The organism is Streptomyces sp. NPDC003016, assembly GCF_053591455.1.
In genome coordinates this window covers 154,394-175,789 of the sequence record NZ_JBSFTV010000011.1, presented here as the reverse complement: position 1 = coordinate 175,789, position 21,396 = coordinate 154,394, and the positions used below count along the sequence as shown (strand labels likewise).

Genomic DNA, 21,396 nt, shown 5'->3' with positions numbered 1-21,396 from the left:
TGACCGTGGACATGACTGGTGGCACAGGGGGTGAATAGTCTTCAGACGATCCTTCGGACTGACCATTTGGAGCATCCGTGCACCGCAGACTCCTCGCCCCCGGCGTGCTGACGGCCTCACTTCTGCTGGCGATCCCGGCATCGGCCGCGGACTTCTCGCCGGGCGCCCCGGGCATCGGCGACCCCTATTACCCGGCCAGCGGCAACGGCGGATACGACGTGTCGCATTACGACCTCCGCCTCAAGTACCAGCCCGGAACCGACCTGTTGGAGGGCACGGCGACGATCCTCGCCACCACCACGCAGAACCTCTCGCGCTTCAACCTGGACTTCGGTCTGGGGGTGAGCGAGGTGCGGGTCGACGGGAAGAGGGCGAAGTTCGTGAAGGAGGGGGACCAGGAACTCGTCGTCACTCCCGCCGCCCCGCTGGAGAAGGGCCGGGCCGCCTCGGTCGTCGTCCGGTACGCCGGAAAGCCGTCCGAGCTGAAGATCGGCGGCTACACCGCCTGGCACCGCACCCCGGACGGCGGCGTCGCCGCCCAGGAGCCCGACTCGGCCGTCTGGTGGTTCCCGAGCAACGACCACCCGCTGGACAAGGCGACGTACGACGTCTCCGTCTCGGTGCCGGACGGCACCCAGGCCATCAGCAACGGCGTACTCCAGTCGCAGAGCTCGAAGCTCGGGTGGACCCGCTACCACTGGCGCTCGAACAAGCCGCAGGCCAGTTATCTCGCCACCCTCGCGGTCGGCAGGTTCGACATCACGACCGACAGGACGGCGGACGGCCTGCCGGTGCTCAACGCGTACAGCAAGGACCTCGGCGACAACGCCGGGGCGGCGCGCGCGAGCATCGAGCGGACCACCGAGGTCGCCGAGTACCTGGCCGGGGTCTTCGGCCCGTACCCCTTCAACGCGCTCGGCGGTTACGTCCCGAACGTGACGAGTGGTTATGCGCTGGAGACGCAGACACGGCCGTTCTACAGCCCGCGGCAGTTCGCCAACGGAGCGAACGTCTCGGTCGTCGTCCACGAGCTGGCCCACCAGTGGTACGGCGACAGCGTCGCCGTCAAGGGCTGGAAGGACATCTGGATCAACGAGGGCTTCGCCCGCTACAGCCAGTGGCTGTGGTCCGAGAAGGAGGGCGAGGGCACGGCGCAGGAGCTCGCCGACTACGTCTACGGGACGCGCGCGGCCGACGACCCCTTCTGGACGGTCGAGCCGGGCGACCCCGGGCCTGACCACCAGTTCCACATCGCCGTGTACGACCGGGGCGCGCTCGCCGTGCAGGCGCTGCGCAACGAGGTCGGCGACGAGGACTTCTTCAGGATCCTGAAGGGCTGGCCGGCCGCGTTCGCGCACGGCAACGCGAGCGTGGGCGACTTCGTGAAGTACGCCGAGAAGGTGTCGGGCGAGCCCCTCGGCGCACTCTTCGACACCTGGCTGTACGAGCCGTCGAAGCCGGGCGCCCCGGCCGCGGCCGCGGCCCGTATCGCACGCTCGGACACCGGTGAAGGCGGTGCGCCCACGCAGCCCGAGTCGTGGAAGGAGATCGCCGCGACGAACACGGTCCACGCGCACGGACACCGCTGACCGGTGGTGTCTTCGAAGTCTTCGAAGTCTTCGAACGGGGGCTGAAAGCGCTCTCGAGGACTCTCCAGCGGGTGTGACGGCGGATACTCTCCCTCCCGGAAGCACTTCCTCTCTCCGACCCGCCGAGGAGCGCCCGCCGTGCCCGAGCAGCCCGCCGGTTCCCGCCCCACCCTGGAAGCCGTCGCGGCCCGCGCCGGAGTCTCCCGGGCCACGGCCTCCCGGGTCGTCAACGGCGGCGCGGGCGTGCGGCAGCCGCTGGCCGACAAGGTGCGGGAAGCGGTCGAGGAGTTGGGGTACGTCCCGAACCAGGCGGCCAGGTCCCTCGTCACCCGGCAGAGCGGCGCGGTCGCCGTGATCATCGCCGAGCCCGAGTCCAGGGTCTTCTCCGATCCCTTCTTCGAGCAGCAGGTGCGCGGCATCAGCAGGGAACTGACCGCGAACGACTACCAGTTGGTGCTGTTGTGGGTGGAGGGGTCCGGCGACCACGACCGGATCGCCCGCTACCTCGGGGGCGGCCACGTCGACGGCGCACTCGCCTTCTCGCTGCACCACGACGACGGGCTGCCGGCCCTCATCCGCGGCTCCAGGGTCCCGGCGGTCTTCGGCGGACGGACCGGGGCCGGGGCGGCGGCGGTGCCGTACGTCGACTGCGACAACCGGGGCGGCGCCCGTACCGCCGTACGCCATCTCGCCGGCCTGGGGCGGGAGCGCATCGCGCACATCGCGGGGCCCCGCGACCAGACCTCCGCCGTCGACCGCGCCGACGGCTACCGCGACGTGCTCTTCGACGCCGATCCCGCCCTGACCGCCCAGGGCGGCTTCACCGTGGACAGCGGTGCTCGCGCGATGGCGGAGCTGCTGGACCGGCGGCCGGACCTGGACGCCGTCTTCGCCGCCAACGACCTGATGGCCGCGGGCGCGCTGCGGGTCCTGCGGGAGCGGGGGCGGCGGGTGCCGGAGGATGTCGCACTCGTCGGGTTCGACGATGTGGCGGGCGTCGCCGAGGCGGCCGATCCCCCGCTGACGACGGTCCGCCAGGACATCGAGGGAATGGGCCGGCTGATGGTCAGGCTGCTGATGCGCGTCCTGGGCGGGGGCGACGGCCGGGGAGCGGGTGCTCCGGTCTCGCTGATCATGCCGACCGAACTGGTACGGCGGGCCTCGGCCTGAGCGGCCGGGGCCCGCCGTGCGGGGGGTGCGGGCCGGTCACTGGAAAGGAATCACCAGGACCGAATCCGCCGTGCCGGTCCGGAGTTTCGCCGTACCGTTCCCGATGGCGCTCCACACTTCGAGACGTACGGTGCCGCCCCTGAGGTCACCGGGCGTGCCGGTGGCCGAGACGAGGCCGCGGGCCTGGGTGTACTCCTCCCAGCCGGTCACCGGGTCGGTCGCGAAGTACCGGTAGGTCTCCGTCCGGTCGTACGTGCCGTCGCCGGTCAGGTCGTAGCTGACGCGCGCCTGCTGGCCGAGGCCGACCGTCGTGCCCGCGTCGACCTGGAGGCGGAAGGCCGTCGGCGTACCGGGCTTGAGCGTGCCGTTGACCCCCTTGACCGTGTACGTCAGTGGCTGGTGCGGGGTGCCGTCGTGGTTGGCGCCGCCCGCCGAGGCGATGGTGTCGGTGGCGGCCGTGGTCCCGGCGGCGGTGGTGAGGGCGCCGCCGGTGCGCAGCTGGAAGGTGCTGCCGGTGGGCGGTTCGGGGTCGGGGTCGGTGCCTCCGGTGCCGGTGCCGGTCGCGGTCGAGCGGGCCGGGACGGTCAGTTTCGCGCCGTCGGAGAAGGTGACCGTACGGGCGGTGGAGGTGTGGTTGTGGGCGGCGTACGTCCGTACCGTGCCCTTGGTGAACACGGCGGAGGTCGGGATGTCTCCGCTCACCGTCGCGTCGGGGGCGCCGAGCGCGTCGAGGGTGCTGATCCAGTGGTAGGTGTGCGCCCTGGACTCGCCCTGTTCGGGGGTGTAGGCGGCGTGGCCCGCGTCCCACTTGGCCTTGGCGGCGGCCGGGTCGGCGAGCGACTGGAACTCCCAGAGGATGTCGCGCCATTCGACGGCCGGTCCGCCGTTCTCGCGTTCCATCTCGGCGAGGTTGCGCCGGACGGCGGTCTTCTCACCGCCCAGGTGCAGTGAACCGCCGGTCACCGGGAGGACGTTGATGCCGTGGATCTCCTCCGGGTTGGCCGTCCACCAGGTGGCGTACGCGCCGCCGCTCCCCCACACCATGCCGACCGTGTCGTGGCCGAAGGAGGACGGGAAGACCTGCTCGTCGGCGTCGAACCAGTACTGCGCGATCGCCTCGGACTCGGTGGTCAGCAGGTACGTACCGAGGTCGCGCAGGGCCGTGTCCCCGGTCGCCGCGCCCCACAGGACCAGGCCGGCGCTGAGGTTGGTGGACTCGGAGGACGACTCCTGGTTGTTGCCGGCGGCGAAGCCCTGGTGGCCGGACGCCCAGCTGTGGCCCGCGTACACGTCGAAGCCGCGCAGGAAGGGGTAGGCGGAGTCGGTGCGGCTGGGGTTGGCGGAGTCCCGCACCAGCGTCTTGACCATGCCGCCCCAGGCGGAGTCGGCGGCCCAGGCCGGGTCGTACTGGGCGACGATCGCGGCCGCGTAGACGTAGTAGCTGTAGTGGAAGTGGTGGTCGTTGAGCTCGGTGTCGCTGCCGTACGACGCCGGATAGCCGGTCAGCGTCTTCCAGGTCCTGTCGTACGAGAATTCGTTCGCGCCGCCCGCCGTGAACCAGTCCTGGAGGCGGCCCTTCATCAGGCCGAGGAGCTTGTCGCGGACGGCGCTCTCACCGATCTGGTCGGCGACGGGGACGAGCTGGGCGAGACGGCCCAGCGCCTTGCCGGTCCAGTACGTGTCGGTGGCGCCCGAGAACGGGTCGGAGGCGTTCGCGGCCTCGTTCAGATAGCCCCTGAGCCTCGCCTTGTCGACGCCGCTCGACTGCGGGAGGGCGGGCAGTACGGCGGAGGCCCGCTGGCTGGTGGTGAAGGACGCGCCCTCGCGGACCTTCATCGTGCCGCGCGGCGAGACGTAGGTGTACGGGGTGAGCGGGTCGGAGGTGTGCAGCCACTGGTGGCGGTAGAGAGCCTGGAGTGTGCCCGTCTCGCTGCCCTCCTTCGCCTCGGTGGTGAGGGTGTACGTCGCCCTGACCGTGCCGCCGGTGGAGCTCCAGGCCGCCTTGGAGCCGGTGACGAAGCTGTACGCGTACTTCTTGTACGTCGCGAGGGCGTCGGTGGAGGGCAGCACGGCGAGCGAGAAGTAGTCCTTGGCGCCGAGGCCCGCCGTGAGGGTGGAGCCGGCGACGTTCCAGTCGCTGCCGGTCGGTGCGAACAGGGCGTAGTGGTGGCCGGAGACGGTGATGCCGAGGACATTGCCCTGGTCGGCGAAGACGGTGGGCGCGGCGGCGGTGGTGATCTGGGCGCCGGCGCCCGAGCCCTTGGCGTACACGAAGGGCAGGCCGTGGCCGATGGTGGTGCGCAGGGTGCGGGCGCCGTCGGACCAGTAGGGGGTGACGGTCCAGTCGGACCAGTCGTCGGCCTTGGTGTCGGGCGAGTTGAGACCGGTCAGGCCGAGCGTGAGGTCGCGTTTGTGGGCGTACTCGTACTGGCGGCCGTCCCCGACGACGGCGGGAGTCGTCGGGTAGCCCACTTCGAGGCCGGCGGCGGTGGCCTGGTAGGTGAGCGGGTGCCCGTACATGGGCGTGGAGTGCGGGTTGTCGCCGTACCTCTGGAAGGCGAGGGAGGACCACCAGTCGTTGGTGGGGAGCGGCTTGTCCTTCGCGGCCGGGGTGAGCTTGGGGGTGACGGGCGTGCCGGTGTTCGTGGTGGGGCCGGAGGTTCCGGCGGGGCGTACGTCGGAGTAGCTGCCCGATCCGACAGGGACGGTGGCCGCGGCCGCCGGGGCGGCGGCGGTGCCGAGGCCGAGGGCGGTCAGGGCGGAGACGAGGATCAGCGCGGACGCGGATCTGGCGGATCTGGCGGATCTGGCGGATCTGAACGAGGGAGCTGGCATGGACGGCACCTCGAAGTCGTGGGGGAATGCCTCAGAGAGCGCTCTCAGATGTCAAGGAACGTAAAACTCCTGAAATGCAAGTGTCAATACGTGTGACACGCACGGCAGTTGGGGATGCGGCGAGTCACCGCGCGTTCAACTGTTGACGGAACGGGGCGGGCGGGGTGGGGACGGGAGACGCGGCACAGGTGCGTGACCTTCCGCGTTGACAGACGACTGCCGGATACGTGTAATGGAGCCGGTGTCGCGTGACTCCGGCCAAAGAGCAGTGGGCCGGCCGGTGATCGGGCGAACACCCTTCACTTGAGGGGCCCGCCATGAGTTCACACTCCGCGCCCTGTACATGACGTAGCCCAGCCGCACGTCGTCTTCCGTCTTTCACTCTGCGCGCTTCCCGGCACCGGCACGTGTGCCGTGCCGTGCCGTGCGGTTGCGTACCGTGCGGTCGCTCCGCCCTGCGCGCATCGCCATCGGCCACTCCCGCAGCCACTGCGGATCCACCTGCATCTCCGGAGACACAGAACCGTATGCCCACGTCTTTCAATCAATCGGTCATCGAGGAGTTCCGGGCCAACGAAGGGAAGGTCGGCGGCCCCTTCGCGGGCGAGGACCTGCTCCTGCTGACGACCACCGGCGCGAAATCGGGGAAGGAGACCACCACTCCCCTCGGCTACGTCCGCCACGGCGATTCGCTGGTGATCGTCGGGTCCGGCCTCGGTGCCCCGCGTCATCCCGACTGGTACCACAACCTGCTCGCCCATCCCGTGGTACGGGTGGAGACCGGCACCCGTACCTTCGAGGCCCTCGCGGTTCCCGCCGAGGGAGCGCGGCGCGAGGAACTGTTCGAGCACGTCGTACGAGCGGCGCCCGGGTACGGCGACTACCAGGCCCGGACCACCCGGCTCCTGCCGGTCGTGGTGCTGGAGCGTGCCGAGCCCGACGGCTGGGAGGAACCTGTCGAAATCAGGAGCCTGGCCGACAAGCTCGTGGAGGTCCACACCTGGCTGCGGGGCCAGTTGCGTCAGGTGAGGGCGGAGGTCGACGCCCACTTCGCCGCACGCGCGGCCCACCATGGCCCCGGCGAACCGCCGGCCCCGGGTCTCGGGCTGCAGATCCGGCAGCGCTGCCTGGCGTTCTGCCAGTCCCTGGAGTTCCACCACACCAGTGAGGACGCGCACCTGTTCCCCGGAATCACCCGTCACCACCCTCACATGACCGACACCTTCGACCGGCTCCGCGACGAACACCGCACGGTCGCACGTCTCCAGGGCGAGCTGGTGGCCCTGCTGGCCGGCATCGGCATCGCCGACCCCCGGCGTTTCCGCTCCGAGCTGGACCGGATGTCGACGGAACTGAACGCACACCTCGACTACGAGGAAGAGTCGCTTCTCCCCCTCCTCGCCGAGGTTCCATGGCCGCCGGCTCCTCCCGTGAGCACGGCCGAGGACAGTGGCGACAGGGAGGACAGTAACGACAGGAACGGCTGACAGGGGCGCGCGGGGCTGCGACGGTCCGGTTCCTCCGGCGTCACAGCTCCGCGGCTCACCCGGACAGAACGCCCGGCTCACCCGGGCAGAACGCCCGAGAGCGCTCTCAGCCGTTGCGACCGGCCGCACCGCGGTGCCCCGCCCGGGCCTGCCGCGCCCGGGCCTCCCGCGCCACGGGCAGATAGCGCAACCGCTCGGGCAGCAGCGGAACCAGGGTGCGTACGACGCGGCTGAACCGGCGCAGCCTGCGCTCCTGTGCGTCGCTCCACTCCAGTCCGAGGGCCCGGCGGGCGTCCGGCGGCAGGTAGCCGACGGTGAGGAACGCCCTGAAGCGGGCCAGCGGCGGCAGCAGGGCCGGCCACAGGGCGCGCAGGACGAGACGTACCGGCAGCGGGCCGCGGTCGGGGGCGGGGACCCGGGCATCGGTGGCGAGCAGCTCGCGCACCACCACGGTCGCTTCCAGTTCGTCGGCCAGCATCCTGCGGTAGTACGGCCAGAACTCCTCGACGGTCTGCGGCATGTCCCGGTCGTCGATGCCGAGGATCCGGCCGACCTGGAGCCACTCCGCGTACAGCTGCCGCTCCTCGGCCCCGGTCAGCGGCCGGACGAGGTAGCGCAGCGCGTACCGGTAGCACGGGAAGCCGGTGGCGTGGACCCAGGAGTAGTGGGCGGGGTCCAGGGCGTGGTAGCGGCGGCCGTGCGCGTCGGTGCCCCGGATCGTCTGGTGGAGCCGCCTGAGCCTGCGGCCTTCCTCGGCGGCCGCATCTCCCCCGTACACCCACAGCTGCACGGAGCGCAGCGACCGCTCGCCACGTCCCCACGGGTCCGTACGGAAGACGGAGTGCTGGTCGACGCCCGCGCCGACGGCCGGGTGCGCGACCTGGAGGGTGAGCGCGGCGGGCAGCATGAGCAGCGCGCGCACGTCCCCGGCGACCGACCACAGGATGCCGCCGGGCGGGGGCGGTACGGGGTCCTGCCTGCCTTTTCCCACCCCTCCAGTATGCGATTCCGGTTCCGTCCGAGGTGGCACGGGGCACAGGCCGCACACGCGGCGGTGGAGCGCGCGGCGGGTGGAGGAGTTGTACCGACGGGCGCATCAGACCTACCGGACCCACCGGAGCTACCGGACCTGCCGGACCTGCCGGACCTGCCGGTGACGGAAGTTGGCCAGATCATGCGCAGCCGGTCGGCCATTCGCCGCCGAATGGCTACCGGTAGGTAACTCCGGCTGATTTGATGTGCGGCGCCGATCATCACCCCCACTCGAAACGGGAGTTCCAGTGCCGCACTCCATGCTCCGCCGCACCCCTGGCGCAGCCCTGGCCACCGCACTCGCGGCCGCCACACTTGCCGCGACCGCCCCGTCCGCCTCCGCTGCCCCGGTGGCTCCGGCGGCCCCGGCCGCCGCCGGGGTGCCGTCGCTGAAGGTGCTGTCCTACAATGCTTTCCTTTTCAGCAAAAACCTCTACCCCCACTGGGGCCAGGACCACCGGGCGAAGGCCATCCCGGCGGCCTCCTTCTTCCGGGGCAACGACGTCGTCGTCCTCCAGGAAGCCTTCGACAACGGCGCCTCCGACGCGCTGAAGAGCAACGCCGCCGCGCAGTACCCGTACCAGACACCGGTGATGGGCCGCGGCAAGGACGGCTGGGACGCGACCGGCGGGTCCTACTCCGCCACGACTCCGGAGGACGGCGGGGTCGCGGTGCTCAGCAAGTGGCCGGTCGTGCGCAAGGAGCAGTACGTCTACAAGGACGCGTGCGGCGCCGACTGGTACTCCAACAAGGGCTTCGTGTACGCCGTGCTGAACGTGAACGGCGCGTCGGTCCACGTCGTCGGGACGCACGCCCAGTCGACCGACCCGGGCTGCGGCGCGGGCGAGGCCGCGCAGATGCGCAGCCGGCAGTTCAAGGCGATCGACGCCTTCCTCGACGGCAAGAACATCCCCGCCTCCGAGCAGGTGATCGTCGCGGGCGACTTCAACGTCGACTCGCACAGCCCCGAGTACGCCACGATGCTCGCCGACGGCGGCCTGGCCGACTCCGACGCGCGCACCGGCCACCCGTACTCCTTCGACACCGCCGACAACTCGATCGCGTCCGAGCGCTATCCGGACGACCCGCGCGAGGACCTCGACCACGTCCTGCACCGCGCCGGGCACGCCAGGCCGGCGGGCTGGACGAACGAGGTGATCAAGGAGCGGAGCGCGCCCTGGACCGTCTCCAGCTGGGGCAAGCAGTACACGTACACCAATCTGAGCGACCACTACCCGGTCGTGGCGGGCAGCCGCTGACCGCACCCCCCTCCCGCGGGCCGGTGTCACGTTCCGTGCCGCCCCGCCCGTCCTGGTGAGCAGAGGGCCGGGACGGACGGTGGGCGGCCCGGCGGTACGGCGAGAGCGCCGCGCGGGCGACGGGGTGTTCCTGGCGGGGGCATGGCGGCCGCGCCCGGTGCGTTCTGGAGCGGCGTAATCGCGAGCCGTTCGCACCTGGTCACGGGCGGTTCTTCGACAGTGGCTGCAAGGGAGTTGGTGTGCCAGTGTGACGTACATGACGGGTCATGGACACGGGCATGGGCATGGGCACGGGCACCATCATCACCAACACCATGGTCATCAGGGCCGGATCGACTCCGCGCTCGAAGGGTCCTCGGCCGGGCTGCGGACCCTCTGGTTCTCGTTCGCCGTGCTCGCGGCGACCACCGTCGCCCAGGCCGTGGTCGCCGCCCTCTCGGGGTCGGTCGCGCTGCTCGGTGACACCGTCCACAACGCCACCGACGCCCTGACCGCCCTGCCCCTCGCCGTCGCCTTCCTGCTGGGGCGGCGTGCGGCGACCCGCCGCTACACCTACGGCTTCGGGCGGGCCGAGGACCTGGCGGGCGTGTTCGTGGTGGTGGTGATCGCCGCCTCCGCGGTGTTCGCCGGGTACGAGGCGGTGCGGCGCCTCCTCGAACCGCAGGAGGTCAGCCACCTCCCCGCCGTCGCCGCGGCCGGCCTGATCGGCTTCGCGGGCAACGAGTGGGTGGCGCGGGCCCGTATCCGTACCGGCAGGAGAATCGGCTCCGCCGCGCTGGTCGCCGACGGGCTGCACGCCCGCACCGACGGATTCACCTCCCTCGCCGTGCTGCTGGGCGCGGGCGGTTCCGCTCTCGGCTGGCGTTACGCCGACCCGCTGATCGGGCTGGTGATCATGGCCGCGATCGTGCTGGTGCTGCGGGGCACGGCCCGGGAGATCTGGCACCGGCTGATGGACGCGGTCGATCCGGCGCTGGTGGACGAGGCCGAGCACGCCCTCTCCCACGTCGAGGGCGTACGGGCGGTGGGGGCGGTCCGCATGCGGTGGCTCGGCCACAGCCTGCGCGCCGAGACGTCCGTGGTGGTCGATCCGGACCTGACGGTGGTCCAGGCGCACGCGGTGGCGGTGGCCGCGGAACACGCGCTGCTGCACGCGGTGGAGCGGCTGGCCTGCGCCACGGTGCACGTGGACCACGCCCCGCAGGCGGCGGCTCCGGACCCGCACGCCGCCCTGGTCCACCATTTCGCCCCGGCCGTGTCCTCCCGGTGACCCGCGCGACGGCAACCGCAGGGTCGCCCGCCGCGTCCTTGATCACACATTCCCACGATCAGAGGACTGAGGCTTCATGTGCGGCGCATGCGAGACCGGTGACAGGGGCAACGGCAGCAAGGACAGCGGCGGTACGGACCACGCCGGAGTCGGACGGCGCCGGTTGCTCCGGGGAGCGGTGGCGGGAACGGCTGCCGGCATGGCTCTCGGAGCGGGTACGGGTACGGTGCCCGCCGCGGCGGCCGAGCGCAGACCGCGGCGGAGCGACGACGGCGCGGTGTCCCTGCGCTGGCTGGGCGTGGCGGGCTGGGAGCTGGCCTTCGACGGACACCGCATCCTGGTCGACCCTTACCTCTCCCGCCAGGAGTACCGCGTGCCGGGCGGCAGTGCCATCGACCCGGACCGGCGGCTGGAGCCGGACCCTTCGGTCGTCGAGACGATCGTCGGCCGCCATCTTCCCGGGCCCCCGGAGCTGATCCTCGTCACCCACGGGCATTTCGACCACCTGCTCGACGTGCCGTACCTGCTCAACCGCGGACAGTGGCGCAAGGATCCGATCCGCACGCTGTGCGGAGAGACGAGCCTGCACCTGCTGCGCGCCATGGGCGCACAGCGCGCGCGCGTGGACGAATGCGTCGTGGTGAGTGGCGGCGAGGTGCTGCGGTTCCCCGCGGGGCCGACCGGCGAACCGCCCGCCTACACCGTGGAGGTGTTCCGCAGTCTGCACAGCCAGTACGGGAACCACGGCTTCTTCGCGCCAGGCACCCTGACCGATCCGCCGCCCCGGGTCCGCACGCTGGGCGACATGCGGGAGGGCGGGACGCTGGCGTACCAGGTCACCGTGGGCGACCGGCTGCGGGTGATGTTCCTGAGCGGCACCGCGAACCTCTCCGAGCGGGAGCTCCAGGGGGCCCGTCCCGACGTACTGGTGCTCGGCATCAGCGGACAGGCCGCGGTCCACCGCTATGTGGAACGGGCCATGGAGGTGCTCGGCGAGCCGCCCCTCGTCGTGCCGAGCCACCATGACGACATGCTGACTTCGCTGCTCTCGCCCGGCCTGGACGACAGCGTGCGGAAGGACGCCGTCACGGCACTGCGCTCCACGGTCCGCGCCTACGGCGCCCGGGTGCTGGAGCCGCGCCACCTGCACACCCTGACCCTGTAGGCGGCGGCCGGGCCGGTGGGCGCCCTTCTCCGGGAGTGTCCTTCTCCCAGGGCGCCCTTTTCCTGGGTCGGACGGCAGAGCAGCGGCCAGCCGCTGTTCTGGATGCGCAGCAGCACGAACCTCCTCTGTCAGCGGTTCCCTCCGCGACCGCTTCCCGCCCACCGGGCCGCAGCCGATGCCCGGCATATGGACCGGGACCCCCGGCCCGGCCTGTACGAACCGCACCGCGCCCAGGCCGAAGTCACCGGCGGCCCGCTTCCGGTGCCGGCACCGGTACGCCGTCTCCGGCTCGGGCCGGCGGCGGGACACCGCCGGCCCGAGCCCTTGCCCCAGCCGCCCAGGGCGGTGCGGACCTGGCGATGATCTTGACGCCCTCGTCCTGCGGAGCGGTGGCGTCCCCCCGTACGTGACCGGCCCCGGGCATGGCACAACCGTACGGACCACCAGCGACGGTCGGGCCGGACGCTTTCACCACACTGGTGAGACAGCAATACTGTTGCACCGAACCGCAGCACAGCAGTGGGACGGGAAGCGAGGCACAGACATGACGACGGACGCCGGGGAGCCGACGCTCACGGTAGACGAGTTGGCCGCACGGGCCGGTGTCACGGTGCGTACGGTCCGCTTCTACAGCACGCGCGGCCTGCTCCCGCCGCCCGTGATCGGTCCGCGCCGCGTCGGCCGCTACGGGCCCGCCCACCTCTCCCGGCTGGCGCTCATCGAGGAGCTCCAGCACCACGGCATGACGCTCGCCGCGATCGAGCGCTACCTGGAGCAGCTGCCGCCCGGCCTGAGCGCGCACGATCTGGCGATCCACCGTGCGCTGGTGGCGACGTGGGCGCCCGACTCGGCGGAGGACGCCACCCGCGCGGAGCTGGACCGCCGCGCGGGCCGCTCCCTGACGGAGGAGGACATCGACCGGCTCGCCGCGATGAACGTCCTGGAACGCACGGACACCCCCGGTACCTTCCGCGTCGATCCGGGGCTGCTGGCGCTCGGCATACAGCTGCTCGACGTACCGATAGCGCACGAGACGATACTCGCCGCCCGCACGGTCCTGATGGAGCACACCCGCTCGGCGGCGCACGCGCTGGCGCGGCTCTTCAAGGACGAGGTGTGGGGCCCGTACCGGGAGCGCGAGTCGGATCCGGAGCATGTGAAGGCGATGAAGTCGCTGTCGGCGCACATGCAGCCGATGGTGGTGCAGGCGCTGGTCACGACGTTCCAGCGGTCGCTGAAGGAGGAGTTGCGGACGGCGTTCGGCACGGAGTGACCCGGGGTGCGGGGGCGGGTGCCGCTGCGCGAAGCTCTCCCCGCCCCGCGCCGGGGGCCCGCAAGGGGACCCCGGCGCCCTCGGGCGATCACGCGTCGCTGAACCTCTCCCCCCGCTCGGCCTTCTCCACCAGCAGCGCCGGCGGCGTGAAGCGCTCGCCGTACGTCGCCGCCAGCTCGCGCGCGCGGGCCAGGAAGCCGGGCAGGCCGCCCTCGTACCCGTTGATGTACTGGATCGCGCCGCCCGTCCAGGCCGGGAAGCCGATGCCCATGATGGAGCCGATGTTGGCGTCGGCGACCGACGTCAGCACGCCTTCCTCGAAGCAGCGGACCGTGTCCAGCGCCTCGGAGAAGAGCATCCGCTCCTTCATGTCGGTGAAGGGGATCGCCACGCCCGGCTTCGTGAAGTGCTCGCGCAGGCCCGGCCACAGGCGGGTGCGCTTCCCGTCCTCGCCGTACGCGTAGAAGCCCGCCCCGCCGCTGCGGCCCGTACGCCCGAACTCGTCGACCATGCGGTCGATCACCGCGTCCGACGGGTGCCCCGGCCAGGTGCCGCCCGCCTCCTCGACCGCCCGCTTCGTCTCGTCCCGGATCTTGCGCGGAAGGGTGAGCGTCAGCTCGTCCATCAGGGACAGGACCTTCGCCGGGTACCCGGCCTGGGCCGCCGCCTGCTCGATGGACGCGGGCTCGATGCCCTCGCCGACCATCGCGACGCCCTCGTTGATGAACTGGCCGATGACGCGCGAGGTGAAGAAGCCCCGCGAGTCGTTCACGACGATCGGCGTCTTCTTGATCCGGCGTACGAGATCGAAAGCGCGGGCCAGCGCCTCGTCGCCCGTCCGCTCGCCCTTGATGATCTCGACGAGCGGCATCTTGTCGACGGGCGAGAAGAAGTGCAGCCCGATGAAGTCGGCGGGGCGGGAAACGCCCCCGGCCAGGCCCGTGATGGGGAGGGTGGAGGTGTTGGAGCAGAGCAGCGCGTCCGGCTCCACGATGTCCTGGATCTCCTGGAGCACCTTGTGCTTGAGCGAGGTGTCCTCGAAGACCGCCTCGATCACGGCGTCGCAGCCCGCCAGGTCGGCCGGGTCGGCGGTCGGCGTGATGAGGGCGAGGAGCGCGTCCCGCTTCGCCTCGGTCGTACGGCCGCGCGAGAGCGCCTTGGCGAGCAGCTTCTCGGAGTACGCCTTGCCCTTGGCGGCGGCTTCGGGCGTCACGTCCTTGAGGACGACCTCGATGCCGGCCTTGGCGCAGGAGTACGCGATGCCCGCGCCCATCATCCCGGCGCCCAGGACGGCGACCTTGCGGACGGGGCGGGGCTCGATGCCCGGGGGGCGGTTGGCGCCGGAGTTGACGGCCTGGAGGTCGAAGAAGAACGCCTGGATCATGTTCTTGGCGATCTGCCCGGTGACCAGCTCGGTGAAGTACCGCGCCTCGATGGTCAGCGCGGTCTCGAAGTCGACCTGCGAGCCCTCGACGGCCGCCGCGAGGATGTTGCGCGGGGCGGGGTAGGGGGCGCCCGCCGTCTGCTTCCTGAGGTTGGCGGGGAAGGCGGGGAGGTTCGCGGCGAAGCGGGGGTGGGACGGCGTGCCGCCGGGGATCTTGTAGCCCTTGACGTCCCAGGGCTGGTGCGACTCCGGGTTGGCGTCGATGAAGGCGCGGGCCTTGGCGAGCATCTCGTCGGGGGTGGCGGCGAGTTCGTGGACCAGGCCGTTCTCCAGAGCGCGCCGCGGGCTGTACTGGGTGCCCTGGAGCAGGACCTTGAGGAGCGCGTCGGCGATGCCCATCAGGCGTACCGTACGGGTGACGCCGCCGCCGGCCGGGAGCAGACCGAGCGTGACCTCGGGCAGGCCGATCTTGGAGCCGGGGGCGTCGAGGGCCACGCGGTGGTGGCAGGCGAGCGCGATCTCGTAACCGCCGCCGAGGGCCGCCCCGTTGATGGCGGCGACGACCGGCTTGCCGAGGGTCTCGATGCGGCGCAGGGAGGCCTTGATCGCCGTACCGGTGTCGAACGCCTGCTGGGCGTGTTCCGGGCCGACCTTGATCATGTCCTTGAGGTCGCCGCCCGCGAAGAAGGTCTTCTTGGCGGAGGTGAAGACGATGCCCCTGATCGAGTCCTTCTCGGCCTCCGCGCGGTCGGCGATCGCCGCGATGGAGGACTTGAAGGCCGCGTTCATGGTGTTCGCGGACTGGTTCGGATCGTCGAGGACGAGGGTGACGACACCGCTCTCGTCCTGTTCCCAGCGGATGGTGGTGCTCTCGCTCATGACTTCTTCTTCTCCGTAAGGGGAATGGGGCAAGGCGGTCAGAGACGCTCGACGACGGTGGCGATGCCCATGCCGCCGCCGACGCACAGGGTGGCGAGGCCGTACCGCTGGTCACGGCGTTCCAGCTCGTCGATGAGGGTGCCGAGGATCATCGCGCCGGTGGCGCCCAGGGGGTGGCCCATGGCGATGGCACCGCCGTTGACGTTGACCTTGTCGAGGGAGAGGCCCATGTCCTTGACGAAGCGCAGGACGACGCCCGCGAACGCCTCGTTGATCTCGACCAGGTCGATGTCGTCGATGGTCAGGCCCGCCCTGGCGAGTGCCTTGCGGGTGGCGGGCGCGGGGCCCGTCAGCATGATGGTGGGCTCGGAGCCGGAGACGGCCGCCGAGACGATACGGGCGCGGGGGGTGAGGCCGTGGCGCTCGCCGACCGCCTGCGAGCCGATGGCGACCAGGGCGGCGCCGTCCACGATGCCGGAGGAGTTGCCCGCGTGGTGCACGTGGTCGATCTCCTCGACCCAGTGGTACTTCTGCAGCGCGACGGCGTCGAAGCCGCCGTGCTCGCCGATCGCCGCGAAGGACGGCTTGAGCGCGGCGAGCGACTCGGCGGTCGTACCGGGGCGCATGTGCTCGTCGTGGTCGAGGACGACCAGGCCGTTGCGGTCCAGGACGGGGACGACGGAACGCGCGAAGCGGCCGTCCTTCCACGCCTCGGCGGCCCGCTCCTGCGACAGCGCGGCGTACGAGTCGACGTCGTGGCGCGTGAAGCCCTCGATGGTGGCGATGAGGTCGGCGCCGATGCCCTGGGGCGCGAAACCGGTGTCCCAGTTGGTCATCGGGTCCATGGCCCAGGCGCCGCCGTCGGAGCCCATGGGGACGCGTGACATCGACTCGACGCCGCCCGCCAGCACGAGGTCCTCCCAGCCGGAACGGACCTTCGCCGCCGCCATGTTGACGGCCTCCAGGCCCGAGGCGCAGAAGCGGTTCTCCTGTACGCCGGCGACGGTGTCGGGCAGCCCGGCCGCGACGGCCGCGGTGCGCGCGATGTCGGAGCCCTGGTCGCCGAGAGGGCTGACGACGCCGAGGACGATGTCGTCGACGGCCGCCGGGTCCAGGTCGGGGAAGCGGCGGCGGATCTCGTGGATGAGGCCGACGACGAGGTCGATCGGCTTGGTGCCGTGCAGGGCGCCATTGGCCTTGCCGCGCCCGCGCGGGGTGCGGATCGCGTCGTACACAAACGCTTCGGTACTCAAGACAGCAGCCTTTCGAGGGGAGGGGACAGAAGTCGGGCGAGAAGTGCTCAGGCGAGGAGCGAGCGGCCGATGATTTCCTTCATGATCTCGGTCGTGCCGCCGTAGATCGTCTGGATGCGGCCGTCGGTGAAGGCCCTGGCGACGGGGTACTCGGCCATGTAGCCGTAGCCGCCGTGCAGTTGCAGACAGCGGTCGGCGACGCGCTTCTGGAGCTCGGTGGCCCACCACTTGGCCATCGACGCGTGGACGGCGTCGAGTTCCCCATTCGAGTGATCGACGATGCAGCGGTCGAGGAAGGTGCGGGTGACGGCGCACTCGGTGGCCATCTCCGCGATCTCGAAGCGGATGTGCTGGAGCGTGGACAGCGGCCGTCCGAACGCCTCGCGCTCCTTGACGTACGTCGTCGTGATCTCCAGCAGGTACTCGGCGGCGGCGATGCCGGCGACCGCGATGCCCATGCGCTCCTGCGCGAGGTTGGTCATCAGGTGGACGAAGGCGCCGTCGAGCTCTCCGAGCAGGTTCTCCTTGGGGACGCGTACGTCGTGGAAGAACAGCTCGGCGGTGTCCTGGGACTTCTGGCCGATCTTGTCGAGGTTGCGCCCGCGCTCGAAGCCTTCGGCGCCGCGCTCCACGACGAGCAGGGACAGGCCCTTCGCTCCGCCCTCGGGCGACGTCTTCGCGACGACGATCACCAGGTCGGCGAGGATGCCGTTGGAGATGAACGTCTTCGAGCCGTTGAGCACCCAGTGGTCGCCCCGGTCCTCTGCCGTCGTGCGGATGCCCTGGAGGTCGGAGCCCGCGCCCGGCTCGGTCATCGCGATGGCGGTGATCGTCTCACCGGTGCAGAAACCGGGCAGCCAGCGCCGCTTCTGCTCGTCGGTGGCGAGCCCGGTGAGGTACGGGCCGATGATGTCGTTGTGCAGGCCCAGCGCGAGCCCGGACGCGCCGGCCCGGGCGAACTCCTCGGCGAGTACGGCGCTGTAGCGGAAGTCGGAGTTCCCGCCGCCCCCGTACTCCTCCGGTACGGCGAGACCGAGCAGGCCCTGCCTTCCGGCCGCCCGCCACGCCTCCCGGCTGACGATGCCGTCCTTCTCCCACTGCGCGTAGTACGGCGTCACCTCCTTCGCCAGGAAGGTGTGCACGCTCTCCCGGAAGGCTTCGTGCTCCGCGGTGAAGATCTGACGCTTCAACTGTGCCTCCTACGGCCGGCCCTTGAGGTCCTTGACGGTTTCGATCGGCCCGGCCGGCTCGGGACCGGCGGGAGTGACGCCGAGGACCGCGCGGCTCAGCGGTCCGGAGAGCCCCATCAGGCGCCGCCGTCCCCGGTGAGCCCCGGTACGTCCCAGTCCCGCGCCACCTCGGCGGCGCCGGCCCCGGCGCGGGCGGGGCCCCGCCGCAGGGATCCGGGCGTGGCGGAGAACCGGGGCGCGGGGGCCGGCTGGACGATCCCGCCGTGGTCGGTGAACGTGGAGCGCGCGGCCAGGTGCGGGTGGGCGGGGGCCTCGCGCAGCGAGAGGACGGGGGCGACGCAGGCGTCCGAGCCCTCGAAGACGGCGGTCCACTCGTCGCGGGTCCTCGCCTTGAAGCGGGCGGCGATCGCTTCGCGCAGCTCACCCCAGCGGGCCGTGTCGTCACGGGCTCGCGCCTCCCCCGCCTCCAGACCGAGGAGCTCGGTGAACTCGGCGTAGAACTGCTGCTCCAGCGCGCCGACCGCCATGTACTGGCCGTCGGCGGTCTCGTAGGTGCCGTAGAAGGGACAGCCGCCGTCGAGCAGGTTGGCCGACCGCCGGTCCTGCCAGCCGCCGGCCGCCAGCATGCCGTGGATCATCGTGGCGAGATGGGCGGCGCCGTCGACGATCGCGGCGTCGACGACCTGCCCGGTGCCGCCCTCGGTGCGGGCGTGCCGGAGCGCGGCGAGGACGCCGACGACGAGGTAGAGCGAGCCGCCCGCGTAGTCGCCGACGAGGTTGGCGGGGACGGTGGGCGGCTCGTCCGCCCTGCCGGACATGTTGAGGACGCCGGTGAGGGCGATGTACGCGATGTCGTGCCCGGCGCGCCGCGCGAGCGGGCCCTCCTGGCCCCAGCCCGTCATCCGCCCGTACACGAGCAGCGGATTGCGGGCCAGGCAGGCGTCGGGGCCGACGCCGAGGCGCTCGGCGACACCGGGGCGGTAGCCCTCGACGAGTACGTCGGCGCGCTCGACGAGGTCGAGCACCCGGGCCGGGCCGTCCGCCGACTTGAGGTCGACGATCACCGAGCGTTTGTTGCGGTTGGTGAGGTCGTACGCCGGGTCGATGCCCAGCCCCGCGCCGCCGGGGCGGTCCACGCGGACCACGTCGGCGCCGAGGTCCGCGAGGAGCATGGCGGCGAACGGGCCGGGGCCGATTCCCGCCAGCTCCACCACGCGCACCCCGTCCAGAGGTCCGTGCGGGCCGTTCCCTGTACCTGCCATCAAGCCCCCAGCGCTGTGACACAACTGATGTAACATCAATGATGCTAAGAACGCGTTCCACTCAGCACAAGCCCCTGGGGCAAGCAAGCGCTTAGTTCTTTTTACTTCCCCTTGCCGCTAGCCTCTGCCCCCATGAGCGAAACAGTGCGGGGCAGTGGCAGCACAGGGCGCGCGTACGACATCGTGCTCTTCGGGGCGACAGGCTTTGTCGGGGAACTCACCGCGCGGTACCTCGCCGTCCACGCGCCCGCCGACTGCCGCTGGGCCGTCGCCGGGCGCGACCGCGCGAAGCTGGAGAAGCTGCGCGAGCGGCTCGTCGCGGTCGATCCGGCCTGCGCGACGCTCCCCCTCCTGTACGCCGAGGCGTCCGACCCCGCCTCGCTGCGCGAACTCGCCGCGAGCACCCGGGTCCTGGCCACGACGGTCGGTCCCTACCTCCAGTACGGCGAAGGGCTCGTCGCCGCCTGCGCGGACGCGGGCACGGACTACGCGGACCTGACGGGCGAGCCGGAGTTCGTCGACCGGATGTACCTCGGGTACGACGCGCGGGCCCGCAGGAGCGGGGCGCGGATCGTGCACGCCTGCGGCTTCGACTCGGTCCCGCACGACCTCGGGGTGTACTTCACCGTCAAGCAGCTGCCCGAGGGCGTACCGCTGCGCGTCGACGGATTCGTACGCTCCCGCGCGATGTTCTCGGGCGGCACCTTCGCCTCCGCGATCACCGCGCTGGGGCGCGGGCCGCAGATGCTCCGGGCCGCGAAGGAGCGGCGGCTGTCCGAGCAGGGGCCCGTGGGACGCCGGGCGCGAGCCCCGCTCGGCGGGGTGCGGCGCAGTCGCGAGACGGGGACCTGGGCACTGCCGCTGGCGACCATCGACCCGCGGGTGGTGGTCCGTTCGGCGGCCGCGCTGGAGCGGTACGGTCCGGATTTCCGCTACCGGCACTACGCGTCGGTGAAGTGGCTGCCGGTCGCGGTCGGCGGAGTGGCGGCGGTGGGCGCCGCCTTCGCGCTCGCCCAGTTCCCGGCGGCACGCGCCTGGCTCACGAGCCGGTACGCGGCGGGCTCGGGTCCCGACGAGGAGCGCAGGGCCAGGAGCTGGTTCACGGTGCGCTTCGTGGGTGAGGGCGGCGGGCGGCGGGTGTTCACCGAGGTGTCGGGCGGCGACCCGGGCTACGACGAGACGGCGAAGATGCTGGCCGAGTCGGTGCTGTGCCTGGCCTTCGACGAGCTGCCCCCGACGTCGGGGCAGGTGACGACGGCGGTGGCGATGGGCGACGCGCTGCTGGAGCGGCTGAGGGCGGCGGGGCTGGGATTCCGGGTCGCGGACGTGCGGGAGGCGACCGGGGTCACTGACCGGTGACCCAGCCCGCGAGGGTGTAGATCATCCCCCCGGTCCAGCCCAGTGCGGCCAGGCCGCCGAGCAGAATCCCCATGTTCGTACGGCGTCCCGCGCGGTGGACCGACACGGACTCGGCCGCCCGGGGGTACGTGGGGTGCTCGGGGTGCGCGGGCAGGTGCGCGTGCACGTCAAAGCTCGGGCTCGGGCTCGGATTCCGGTAGGGGCTCATACCATCACCCTGTCCCATCACCATGGTTCAAACATCCGTACAGATACTCAGTTACGCGCTTGTTCCGGAACCGGCGCCGACCGCCTCGCGCAGGGCCCGGCGGCACAGGGCGTCCGCCCTGCGTGTCGACTCCGGGAGCCGGAAGCCCGGCGCCAGGCGCAGCGTGTGCGCGCAGGCGTTGTCCAGGCTCACACGGTGGCCGACGGAGACGAAGACCGGCTTCACACCGTCTTGCGTACGCACCGCGCGGCCCACCTCCTCACCCGCCCCGTCCAGCAGCGGCGACACGGCGCCGCGGTGGGGGCCCGGCTGCTCGTACGTGAAGGTGAAGGGGTTCTTGGCGACACCGATGGTCGCGAGCCCCGTCACGACGCCGAGGTGGCTGGCGAGGCCGAAGCGGCGCGGGTGGGCCTGCCCGTACCCGTCGCAGACCACCAGCCCCGGGTCCGCCGACAGCGATTCGAGGGCGGCGAGCACCGTGGGCAGTTCCCGGAACGCGAGCAGGCCGGGGACGTACGGGAAGGCGACGCGGCCCACCGCCGTGGCCTCCTCCACCACGGCGAGCGTCGCGGCGTCGAGGACGACGGCCGCCGCGGCGACGAGGTCACGCGCGTCGTCGTACGCCACGTCGACACCCGTCACCAGGCCGGTGCCGGGGGGCGGTCCCGGCTCGTCGAGCACCACGCGGGCGCGCAGTGCGTCCTGGATCGCTCGGGCTTCGGCTTCGTCGGCGGGGGGACTCGGGCTCTTCATAGTGATCAGAAGGGTACGGGTAGCCTGA

Annotated in this window: 16 protein-coding genes; 8 read left to right on the top strand and 8 right to left on the bottom strand. The window is 71.6% G+C overall.

What is annotated here, in order from left to right:
* The first annotated feature begins 77 nt into the window (after positions 1-77).
* Together ACWDZ4_RS12365 and ACWDZ4_RS12360 are read left to right on the top strand one after the other, a co-directional pair.
* A complete protein-coding gene (locus tag ACWDZ4_RS12365) occupies positions 78-1,589 on the top strand; it encodes a M1 family metallopeptidase (protein ID WP_451508338.1) in 1,512 nt (503 codons plus the stop codon).
* A 138-nt stretch (positions 1,590-1,727) separates the two neighbouring features.
* Positions 1,728-2,759 (top strand): LacI family DNA-binding transcriptional regulator, encoded by a 1,032-nt coding sequence (locus tag ACWDZ4_RS12360; protein ID WP_451508337.1) that lies wholly within the window; start codon positions 1,728-1,730, stop codon positions 2,757-2,759.
* A 36-nt stretch (positions 2,760-2,795) separates the two neighbouring features.
* On the opposite strand, the gene ACWDZ4_RS12355 is transcribed toward ACWDZ4_RS12360, so the two are convergent.
* Positions 2,796-5,594, bottom strand: coding sequence for a glycosyl hydrolase (locus tag ACWDZ4_RS12355; protein WP_451508336.1), 2,799 nt, complete (start codon positions 5,592-5,594; stop codon positions 2,796-2,798).
* A 527-nt stretch (positions 5,595-6,121) separates the two neighbouring features.
* On the opposite strand from ACWDZ4_RS12355, the gene ACWDZ4_RS12350 reads away from it, so the two are divergent.
* The gene (locus tag ACWDZ4_RS12350; protein ID WP_451508335.1) at positions 6,122-7,081 is read left to right on the top strand and encodes a nitroreductase/quinone reductase family protein; all 960 of its coding nucleotides are present in this window, start codon (positions 6,122-6,124) and stop codon (positions 7,079-7,081) included.
* Between the two features lie 106 nt (positions 7,082-7,187).
* Here the strand turns inward: ACWDZ4_RS12350 and ACWDZ4_RS12345 are convergent, their stop codons facing one another.
* Complete coding sequence (locus tag ACWDZ4_RS12345) at positions 7,188-8,072, bottom strand: oxygenase MpaB family protein (RefSeq protein ID WP_451508334.1); 885 nt, start codon at positions 8,070-8,072, stop codon at positions 7,188-7,190.
* Between the two features lie 301 nt (positions 8,073-8,373).
* Here ACWDZ4_RS12345 and sph point away from each other — a divergent pair, with 301 nt between their 5' ends.
* The 4 genes from sph to ACWDZ4_RS12325 all read left to right on the top strand — a co-directional run bounded on the left by sph (position 8,374) and on the right by ACWDZ4_RS12325 (position 13,080).
* Positions 8,374-9,372: a sphingomyelin phosphodiesterase gene (gene sph / locus ACWDZ4_RS12340; protein WP_451508363.1), complete on the top strand. Its 999-nt coding sequence runs from the start codon at positions 8,374-8,376 to the stop codon at positions 9,370-9,372.
* A gap of 256 nt (positions 9,373-9,628) precedes the next feature.
* A complete protein-coding gene (locus tag ACWDZ4_RS12335) occupies positions 9,629-10,642 on the top strand; it encodes a cation diffusion facilitator family transporter (protein WP_451508333.1) in 1,014 nt (337 codons plus the stop codon).
* A gap of 76 nt (positions 10,643-10,718) precedes the next feature.
* Positions 10,719-11,807, top strand: a complete 1,089-nt coding sequence (locus ACWDZ4_RS12330; protein WP_451508332.1) for an MBL fold metallo-hydrolase — start codon at positions 10,719-10,721, stop codon at positions 11,805-11,807.
* A 544-nt stretch (positions 11,808-12,351) separates the two neighbouring features.
* Positions 12,352-13,080 (top strand): MerR family transcriptional regulator, encoded by a 729-nt coding sequence (locus ACWDZ4_RS12325; protein WP_451508331.1) that lies wholly within the window; start codon positions 12,352-12,354, stop codon positions 13,078-13,080.
* An 88-nt stretch (positions 13,081-13,168) separates the two neighbouring features.
* Here ACWDZ4_RS12325 and ACWDZ4_RS12320 read toward each other — a convergent pair whose 3' ends face one another.
* The 4 genes from ACWDZ4_RS12320 to ACWDZ4_RS12305 form a co-directional block, all read right to left on the bottom strand.
* Positions 13,169-15,343, bottom strand: a complete 2,175-nt coding sequence (locus ACWDZ4_RS12320) for a 3-hydroxyacyl-CoA dehydrogenase NAD-binding domain-containing protein (RefSeq protein WP_451508330.1) — start codon at positions 15,341-15,343, stop codon at positions 13,169-13,171.
* Positions 15,344-15,381: 38 nt separating this feature from the next.
* Positions 15,382-16,596 carry an acetyl-CoA C-acetyltransferase gene (locus ACWDZ4_RS12315; RefSeq protein WP_451508329.1) on the bottom strand — a complete coding sequence of 405 codons (1,215 nt, stop codon included), beginning with the start codon at positions 16,594-16,596 and terminating at the stop codon, positions 15,382-15,384.
* 47 nt (positions 16,597-16,643) lie between these two features.
* A complete protein-coding gene (locus ACWDZ4_RS12310; RefSeq protein ID WP_451508328.1) occupies positions 16,644-17,786 on the bottom strand; it encodes an acyl-CoA dehydrogenase family protein in 1,143 nt (380 codons plus the stop codon).
* A 116-nt stretch (positions 17,787-17,902) separates the two neighbouring features.
* Positions 17,903-19,048 carry a CaiB/BaiF CoA transferase family protein gene (locus ACWDZ4_RS12305; RefSeq protein WP_451508327.1) on the bottom strand — a complete coding sequence of 382 codons (1,146 nt, stop codon included), beginning with the start codon at positions 19,046-19,048 and terminating at the stop codon, positions 17,903-17,905.
* Positions 19,049-19,180: 132 nt separating this feature from the next.
* Between ACWDZ4_RS12305 and ACWDZ4_RS12300 the strand changes: the two genes are divergently transcribed.
* The gene (locus tag ACWDZ4_RS12300) at positions 19,181-20,407 is read left to right on the top strand and encodes a saccharopine dehydrogenase family protein (RefSeq protein ID WP_451508326.1); all 1,227 of its coding nucleotides are present in this window, start codon (positions 19,181-19,183) and stop codon (positions 20,405-20,407) included.
* On the opposite strand, the gene mmpA is transcribed toward ACWDZ4_RS12300, so the two are convergent.
* The gene (gene mmpA / locus ACWDZ4_RS12295) at positions 20,394-20,615 is read right to left on the bottom strand and encodes a morphogenic membrane protein MmpA (protein ID WP_451508325.1); all 222 of its coding nucleotides are present in this window, start codon (positions 20,613-20,615) and stop codon (positions 20,394-20,396) included. The two genes, ACWDZ4_RS12300 and mmpA, sit on opposite strands and share 14 nt — an antisense overlap.
* Before the next feature lie 51 nt (positions 20,616-20,666).
* On the bottom strand, positions 20,667-21,368 hold the full coding sequence (locus ACWDZ4_RS12290) for an endonuclease V (RefSeq protein WP_451508324.1): 702 nt from the start codon (positions 21,366-21,368) through the stop codon (positions 20,667-20,669).
* Positions 21,369-21,396 lie beyond the last annotated feature (28 nt).

What these genes read in the sequence shown, in the direction of transcription:
- ACWDZ4_RS12325 (WP_451508331.1), top strand. Translation starts at nt 12,352, where the DNA reads ATGACGACGGACGCCGGGGAGCCGACGCTCACGGTAGACGAGTTGGCC.
- ACWDZ4_RS12335 (WP_451508333.1), top strand. Translation starts at nt 9,629, where the DNA reads ATGACGGGTCATGGACACGGGCATGGGCATGGGCACGGGCACCATCAT.
- ACWDZ4_RS12350 (WP_451508335.1), top strand. Translation starts at nt 6,122, where the DNA reads ATGCCCACGTCTTTCAATCAATCGGTCATCGAGGAGTTCCGGGCCAAC.
- ACWDZ4_RS12320 (WP_451508330.1), bottom strand. Translation starts at nt 15,343, where the DNA reads ATGAGCGAGAGCACCACCATCCGCTGGGAACAGGACGAGAGCGGTGTC.
- mmpA (WP_451508325.1), bottom strand. Translation starts at nt 20,615, where the DNA reads ATGAGCCCCTACCGGAATCCGAGCCCGAGCCCGAGCTTTGACGTGCAC.
- ACWDZ4_RS12290 (WP_451508324.1), bottom strand. Translation starts at nt 21,368, where the DNA reads ATGAAGAGCCCGAGTCCCCCCGCCGACGAAGCCGAAGCCCGAGCGATC.
- ACWDZ4_RS12300 (WP_451508326.1), top strand. Translation starts at nt 19,181, where the DNA reads ATGAGCGAAACAGTGCGGGGCAGTGGCAGCACAGGGCGCGCGTACGAC.
- ACWDZ4_RS12330 (WP_451508332.1), top strand. Translation starts at nt 10,719, where the DNA reads ATGTGCGGCGCATGCGAGACCGGTGACAGGGGCAACGGCAGCAAGGAC.
- ACWDZ4_RS12305 (WP_451508327.1), bottom strand. Translation starts at nt 19,048, where the DNA reads ATGGCAGGTACAGGGAACGGCCCGCACGGACCTCTGGACGGGGTGCGC.
- ACWDZ4_RS12355 (WP_451508336.1), bottom strand. Translation starts at nt 5,594, where the DNA reads ATGCCAGCTCCCTCGTTCAGATCCGCCAGATCCGCCAGATCCGCCAGA.
- sph (WP_451508363.1), top strand. Translation starts at nt 8,374, where the DNA reads ATGCTCCGCCGCACCCCTGGCGCAGCCCTGGCCACCGCACTCGCGGCC.